Genomic DNA, 7,619 nt, shown 5'->3' with positions numbered 1-7,619 from the left:
TACCTCCGTCTGCCACTTCTGCGGCTGCGGCTGCGGAACGATCGGCTACGTCAAGGACGGCAAGCTGATCAACCTCGAAGGTGCGGCAGACAATCCCGTCAATCGCGGCGGTCTCTGCCCGAAGGGCATCGGCTATGGTCACATCCCGAACGCGGAACTGCGGCCGAAGTGCCCGCTCTATCGCGCACCCGGCAGCGACCATTGGGAGGAGATCAGCTGGGAGGAGGCCATCGACCGCTCCGCACGTGCCATGAAGAAAGCGCGTGACGAGAATTGGGTCGGTCAGGACGAGGCGAACGGCTACAAGTTCATGAGCAACCGTACGGATGCCATCGGCTTTATTGGCGGCTCGCAGGTCAACAACGAGGAGTGCTACCAGCTTATCAAGATGGCACGCGGACTCGGTGTCGTATTCATTGACAACCAGACGCGCGTCTGTCATGCGACGACGCCGCCGGCGCTGAACGCCGCCTTTGGGCGCGGCGCGATGACAGGCTCGTGGTACAACCTCAAGAAGGCGAAGCTGATCTGGATCGAGGGGTCGAACCTCGCAGAATGCCATCCGCTCGCGATGAAACGCGTCATGGAGGCAAAGGACAACGGAGCCACTATCGTTCACGTGGACGTACGCTATACACGCACCTCGCGCGTCGCCGACCACTTCTTCCAGCTGCGGCCTGGCACCGATATCGTTTTCCTTGGAGCACTTATCAATTATATTATTCAGAACAAGAAATACGATGCCGACTATCTGCGCCGCAATACGAATGCCTACTGTCTGCTGCGTGACGACTACAAATTCGATGCGGGCATCTTCTCCGGCTACAACGAGAAGACGCGCACGTATGACAAGACGACGTGGGGCTACAAGGTCGACGCAAACGGCAAGCCGGTAAAGGCGCTGTCGATGGCGGAGCCGGGCACGGTCATGGACCGCCTCGCGAAGCATTTCTCGCGCTATACGTTCGAGAAGGCCTCGGCGATCACGGGCATGCCCGTTGCGGACATCAAGAAGGCAGCGGAGCTCTTCTCGAGCATTACGCCGACGGTGATGATGTACGCACTCGGCATGACGCAGCACACGATCGGCGTGGAGAACATCCGCTGCTTTACGATCATCCAGCTGCTCATGGGCAACATCGGTGTCTCGGGCGGCGGCATTGACGCCCTGCGCGGGCAGCCGAACGTCCAGTCCTCGACGGACTACGGCATCATGTTCCAGTACTATCCCGCCTACCTCTCGTATCCGACGCATACGGACGATACGCTCGCGAAGTGGACGCACCACAACGGCACGTTCCGTGCGAAGTTCCTCAAGAACCTCCTCAAGGCGTGGTTCGGTGATGCGGCAAATGCAGGAAATGACTATCTGTTCAACGCCCTGCCGATCCGCAACGGTACGCACAACGATTCGCTCTACGTCATGTTTGAGAAGGCGATCGAGGGGAAGATGAAGTGCATCTACGTCTGTGGGCAGAACCCCCAGGTGACGAATGCGAACCTCACGGTTGTCAACAAAGGGCTCAAGAATCTGAATACCCTCATCGTGCAGGATGTCTTTGTCAACGAGACAGCGGCGTTCTGGGAGCGTCCGGGCGACAACCCCGCCGACATCCAGACCGAGGTCATCTTCATGCCGGCGGCCTCCTACCTTGAGCGCTGCGGCACGATGACGAACTCCATGCGCATGATCCAGTGGCGCATGAAGGGCCCCGATCCCACGTACGACTCGCGTCCGGACTACTGGATCTGCGACAAGCTCTGGAAGCGCATCGTGGAGCTCTACAAGGACTCGACCGACCCGAAGGACAACACGATCAAGCTCCTCACATGGAACTACGGCGATCCAGAGGCGAACGGCGAGGCGTATGTCGAGAACATCATGAAGGAGTGCAACGGCTACGACCTGAAGGACGGACATCTCCTGCGCGGCATCCGCGAGATCCGCGACGACGGCACGACGATGGCGGGCATGTGGATCTTTACGGGCATCTACGGCGACGGTGTCCACATGGCGAAGCGCCGAGGACAGGAAGACAACGGCAACATGGGCATCTACCCAAACTACGCATGGGTCTGGCCCGACAACATTCACATGCTCTACAACCGCGCGTCCTGTGACGAGAACGGAAAGCCTGTTCGCCCCGATCAGGCGCTCGTCTGGTGGGATGAGGCAAAGGGAATGTGGGACGGCTACGATGTTCCTGACGTCGGCGACCGCACGCAGGGCCCCAACACTCCGGGCGGACAGAAGCCGTTCCGCATGAACGGCGAGGGCATCGGCCGCCTCTTCGCCGCTGAGTACAGCGACGTGGAGAACGGCGAGACGCGCGATCACTCCTACGTCCCCGTAGACGGCCCGCTGCCCGAGTTCTATGAGCCGGTTGAGAGCCCGACGAAGAACATGATGAACGAGGGGCAGAAGGCGCAGTTCAACCCCTGCGTCATCTATCCGCGTGTCCCCGAGCTGCAGAAGATCGGCACGCCGGATCAGTATCCGTACGTGCTCTGCACGTCGAGCCTGACGGAGCACTGGTGCTCGGGCACGATCACGCGCAACATCCCGTACCTCAACGAGCTGGTCAAGGAGCCGTTCGTCGAGATCTCGGAGCAGCTTGCCGCGAAGATCGGCGTGCGCGGCGGCGACCGTGTCCGTGTCAGCACGACGCGTGCCGCAATTGAGGTCAAGGCGATGGTCACGAAGCGTGCTCAGCCGCTCATGATCAACGGCGTGGAGACGCACATGATCTGGATGCCCTACAACTGGGGCTTCAAGGGGCTCTCGACGGGCCCTTCCGGCAACTATCTGACCATCGACGCACTCGATCCGAACGTGCAGGAGCAGGAGTTCAAGGCCTGCCTCGCGAACGTCGAACGCGTATGAGTTCCCTGCGGCTGCGCCGCGTATGGAGGCTGACCGCAGAACGAACATTCACAACAAGTAACGTCTGAAAAGACGAGGAGAACCCCTTTTTATGAAATCGAAGAACACCGATCCGATGAAGCGCTTCCTGAAGAAGCATCCGTTCCTCGCCGAGACCGAGCGTGTCCATCGCCTCGTCGACGCAGCGGTCGGCACGCCGGAGCCCATACAGCTCCCCGCGCGTGCCGTCACGAAGACGATCGCGGAGAAGCTGCCGATCCTGCAGCAGGAGACCTACCGCCGCCGCATGGTGCGCGCGGTCTACATGATGCAGGAGGAGGTCTTTGCGCGGATTGCAGAGGCGGACGTTCCGCCCCTCATGCAGGAGTCGGCGCGCGGCTATCTCGCCGTACTGAAGCCCCTGCGCAAGGCGGCAAAGGAAGAATTCATCATCGCCGTGCTCACACAGGACAAAGAGGCATTTGCAGCACTCTGCCAGCGCTATGACCTGAACGAGGGCTTTATCCGCAGCACGATCTGGCGCATCATTGCCGCGCTCGTTCCTGCGGAGATGAAGGATCCCGACATGTGGAATCCCGACCGCGACCGTCCGCGTTTCAGTGAGAACTACTGTCCCGTCTGCGGACGGCAGCCCGTCATCGCCGATCTCAGGAAGTACCGTCAGGGGCGCGCACGCGACCTCGTCTGCGGCGGCTGCGGCACGCGCTGGCACTACACGCGCGTTGGCTGTGTCTACTGCGGCAACACGGATCTCCAGAAGATGCACACGCTCGAGCCGGAAGGCAGCGATATCATGCGCCTTGACGTCTGTGATGCCTGCCATCACTACATCAAGACCTATCGAGGTCCTGTCGACGACGATACGAGCGACTTCATCTATCGGCAGGATTGGGCAACGGTGCACCTCGACCTCCTCGCGGAGGAACAGGGACTTCAGAAAAAGGGCAATCCGATTCTGGAATAGAACCATCAGATAAAAGAGAGGAGAAAGCGTCATGACACAGGAAATCGCAATGCTGCATGATATGACGCGCTGCACAGCGTGTCGCGGCTGCATGGTTGCCTGCAAACAGTGGCATGATCTGCCGCCCGATATGAGTACGCCCTTCGAGGGGCAGTACCAGTCGCACAAAGATCTGACCTCAACCGTCTACACGCTCATTGAGATGAAAGAGCGCGTTGACGACAAGGGGAAGTTCCACTGGGACTTTTTCAAGAAGAACTGCTTCCACTGCGGCGACCCCGCCTGCGCGAAGGGCTGCCCGGAGAACGCCATTGACCGCAACGAGAACGGCACCGTCGTCATCAATCAGGACAAATGCGTCGGCTGCCACTACTGCGAGCACAACTGCCCATGGCACATTCCAAAGATCGACGATGTGAAGCATAAGTCGTACAAATGCGATCTCTGCTATGACCGTATTGCGCATGGCTATGAGACGACGGGCGAGGTGCTGAAGCCTGCCTGCGCCAAGACCTGTACCGCGCATGCGCTTGAGTTCGGCACGCTGGAGGAGATGAAGCAGCTCGCGGCGGAACGCGTGGATCTTGCACGCGCATCGCATCCCGATGCGAACATCTACAGCCCATCGGGCGTCGGCGGCACGCACATGATCTATGTCCTGCCGGAGAAGCCCGAGGTGTTCGGCCTCCCGGCGAACCCCGTTACACCGCTCTCAATCGACCTCTGGAAGGCGGGCCGCGCCTTCACGAAACTCGCCATCGGCGGCGCTGCTGCCGGTATCGTTGGCGCTATGGTGCTCAGCAAGATGATGAAATCGGGTAAGAGCACGGCGAAGGAACAGGAGAAGGGGTGAGCACGATGTTGATCAACAAGAAATATGTGCCGCGCCATGAAAAGGCGTTTGCCATGTGCCACTGGCTCAACGCATTTGCGTTCTTCATGCTGTTCCTCACGGCACTCCCGCTTTACACGGACACGTTCCGCTTCCTTTACAACATCTTCGGCGATAAGACGCTTATGTATGCGCACCGTGTGTTCGGCGTCATGTTCATCCTGACCCCGATCATCGGGTTCATCATCGCGCGCAAGGGCTACATCATCATGTTGAAGGAGATCTTCAGCTTCGGCAAGAAGGACATGGAATTCATGCAGAAATTCCCCCTCGAGCTGATGGGCAAAGATCCCCACATGCCCCCGCAGGGGTTCTACAACGGCGGCGAGAAGATGAACATCGCCCTGCAGCTTGCGCTGTCGGTCGTCATCGTTGTCTCCGGTCTCATCCTCTGGATGGGCGACAGTATCCTGCCGGCAACGATCACAGCGTATGCCATTCCCGTCCACAGTATTGCGGCGGCGGTCTGCTTTGCCGCTGCGCTCGGGCATATCTATCTCGCGGCGGGCGTCAACCCCGACTCCCTGCACGGCATGACGGACGGCACGATCAAGGCATCGTACGCCGCACATCACCATGGCGCATGGGTCGAGGAACTCATTGCGCAGGGCGTTGTGACGCGTGAGGAGATCGAAGAGGCGAAAAGGGAAGACCATCACTGATTCGCTGATCTGAATAAAGGCTGGTACAATGCCGTGCATTGCACCAGCCTTTTTTTTTCACACCCTTTTATGGTATGATGACACGGTAAGGAAAGATACAACGGAGGCAGTTCAAACGCAGATGAAAAATGTTCGATCGATTGTTCAGGGCCGCATCGGCATCGTCGCCCTCTTGATGTTCACCCTGCTCATTGTACTGACGTTCCGCTATGCCTATCTGCAGGTCGTTCAGGGGGATGCGCTCGCACAGCGCGTGCGCGATCAGAGCGGTTATGAGTTCCGCATCCAATCGCTGCGCGGTGCAATCCTCGACCGCAACGGCAAGGAGCTCGCCGTCAGCAGCATGACGAAATCGCTCTTTGTCGATCCAAATCACGTCTTCGACGCGCATACGCCGGAGGAGATCGCCGCCGATATCGCCCCGCTCATTGGGCTGAGAGAACAGGATATCCTTGATGATATCGCGCTCGGCGGCGGCTTCGTCTGGGTCAAGCGCCGCCTTGAGCATTCGGAGTATGAGGCGGTGCGCGCCGTTATTCGCGAGAAGGGATACAGCGACTGCCTCGGGTTTCAGAATGAGGCAAAGCGCTACTATCCGAACGATGCGCTTGCGGCGAATGTACTCGGCTTTGTCGGCACGGACGACGAGGGCCTTGATGGGGTAGAGCAGGCCCTCGATCCGCTGCTCAAAGGCGAGGTGCGCGAGGAACGGCTGACGGTTGACGGGCAGCGGCGGCCGATCCTGGACTCGATCTTCTTCGGGCGGCGCGTCTATCGCGGCGACTACTGCAAGACCGCGATACTGACCATCGACAGTACGATCCAGTTTATGGTGGAGCAGGAGCTTGACCGTGCGATGGCGGAGAACGCACCGGCCTCGATCACGGCGATCGTCATGGACCCCAAGACGGGCGAGATCCTCGCCATGGCATCGCGCCCTTCCTACAACCCCAACCGGTTTTGGGACTACCCGCAGGAGAATTGGAAAAATCGCGCGGTTTCCTTTATCTACGAGCCCGGCTCGACGTTCAAGGCGATCGTGGCCGGCGCGGCCCTGCAGGAGGGCCTTGTCACGCCGAATCAGGTATTTGTTGATCCCGGCTACGTCATGGTGTCCGGGCGCCGCATTCAGAACTGGAACAACGAGAGCTATGGTGCCGTCACCTTCACAGATATCGTGAAGAACTCGCTCAATACGGGCTTTGCGCAGGTCGGGCTCTCGCTCGGCGCGGAAAAGCTCATGCACTATACGCGCCTTTTCGGCTTCGGTGAGCTGACGGGCATCGATCTGCCGGGCGAGGAGGAAGGCATCCTCTTCAACGCCGAAGATATGCGCGACTCCGATATCGCGACGACCGCCATCGGGCAGAGTATTGCCGTGACGCCGCTGCAGCTCGTGACGGCGATGTCCTCCATTGCCAACGGAGGGACGCTCATGCGTCCGTATATCGTGCGCACAATCAAAAATCCCGATGGATCGGTCTACGAAGAGCGCGGCCCGCAGGAGATCCGGACAACGCTCCAGCGCACGGTGGACCGCACGCTGATCGGCCTCTTGGAACAGGTGGTTGCGGCTGGCGGCGGTTCAAAGGCTGCGGTCAAGGGTTACCGCATTGCGGGCAAGACCGGCACGGCGCAGAAGATCCGCCGCGAGACCTCGGGCTATCTTGAGGGACGTTACATCGCCTCGTTCTGTGGGTTTGCCCCCGTGGAGGACCCGATTTTTACCGTGCTTGTCATGATCGACGACCCGCACGGCGGAAATTTCTACGGCGGGCAGATCGCCGCGCCGGTTGCCTCGCGCATCTTCTCCCAGCTCCTGCGCTACGCGCATGTCGAGCCCTCGAGCAATCCGTTTGCGGCGGAGGAGCAGGAGAGCACCCCCGCGCATGCAGGCAGCGGGGAAAAGCACGCGGAAACCGGCACCGTACCGCCTGAGGGCAAGGTACTCGTGCCCGACTTCACGGGACTCTCCATGCGCGAGGCTGCACGTCTTGCCGAGCAGCGCGGTCTGTTTTTCGAGAGCGAGGGCACAGGCGCCGCTGTGCGGCAGAGCATCGATGCGAACGATATTGTCGAGCGGGGAACGCGCGTCAAAGTTTATTTTCAACCGACGTAGCAATTGATCCGCTGCATGTGTCGAGACTTTTCCTCCGCATAACATGCGGAGGTTTTTTATTGCTGTAGATTTATGAGTAAATTATTTGAAAACGCTTG

At 59.6% G+C, this 7,619-nt stretch carries 5 protein-coding genes; all 5 read left to right on the top strand.

What is annotated here, in order from left to right:
- Window positions 1-2,884, top strand: a 2,884-nt coding sequence (fdnG, locus tag HMPREF7545_RS10210; protein ID WP_006693865.1) for a formate dehydrogenase-N subunit alpha, incomplete at its 5' end; no start/stop codon positions are given.
- 91 nt (window positions 2,885-2,975) lie between these two features.
- Entirely contained in the window at window positions 2,976-3,848 is an 873-nt protein-coding gene (locus HMPREF7545_RS01340; protein WP_006693864.1) for a formate dehydrogenase accessory protein FdhE, read from the top strand.
- Window positions 3,849-3,879: 31 nt separating this feature from the next.
- A complete protein-coding gene (locus HMPREF7545_RS01335) occupies window positions 3,880-4,701 on the top strand; it encodes a 4Fe-4S dicluster domain-containing protein (RefSeq protein WP_006693863.1) in 822 nt (273 codons plus the stop codon).
- A 5-nt stretch (window positions 4,702-4,706) separates the two neighbouring features.
- Entirely contained in the window at window positions 4,707-5,402 is a 696-nt protein-coding gene (locus tag HMPREF7545_RS01330; protein ID WP_006693862.1) for a formate dehydrogenase subunit gamma, read from the top strand.
- A gap of 121 nt (window positions 5,403-5,523) precedes the next feature.
- Window positions 5,524-7,521 carry a penicillin-binding protein gene (locus HMPREF7545_RS01325; protein ID WP_040571090.1) on the top strand — a complete coding sequence of 666 codons (1,998 nt, stop codon included), beginning with the start codon at window positions 5,524-5,526 and terminating at the stop codon, window positions 7,519-7,521.
- Window positions 7,522-7,619: the final 98 nt, after the last annotated feature.

This window comes from Centipeda noxia ATCC 43541, assembly GCF_000160555.1.
Classification (GTDB): domain Bacteria; phylum Bacillota; class Negativicutes; order Selenomonadales; family Selenomonadaceae; genus Centipeda; species Centipeda noxia.
Note: the sequence above shows the minus strand (reverse complement) of the source record. Positions and strands in the feature narration are given on the sequence as shown.

Bases quoted from the DNA above. Each gene is read 5' to 3' on its own strand.
- HMPREF7545_RS01340 (WP_006693864.1), top strand. From the start codon at position 2,976: ATGAAATCGAAGAACACCGATCCGATGAAGCGCTTCCTGAAGAAGCAT.
- HMPREF7545_RS01335 (WP_006693863.1), top strand. From the start codon at position 3,880: ATGACACAGGAAATCGCAATGCTGCATGATATGACGCGCTGCACAGCG.
- HMPREF7545_RS01330 (WP_006693862.1), top strand. From the start codon at position 4,707: ATGTTGATCAACAAGAAATATGTGCCGCGCCATGAAAAGGCGTTTGCC.
- HMPREF7545_RS01325 (WP_040571090.1), top strand. From the start codon at position 5,524: ATGAAAAATGTTCGATCGATTGTTCAGGGCCGCATCGGCATCGTCGCC.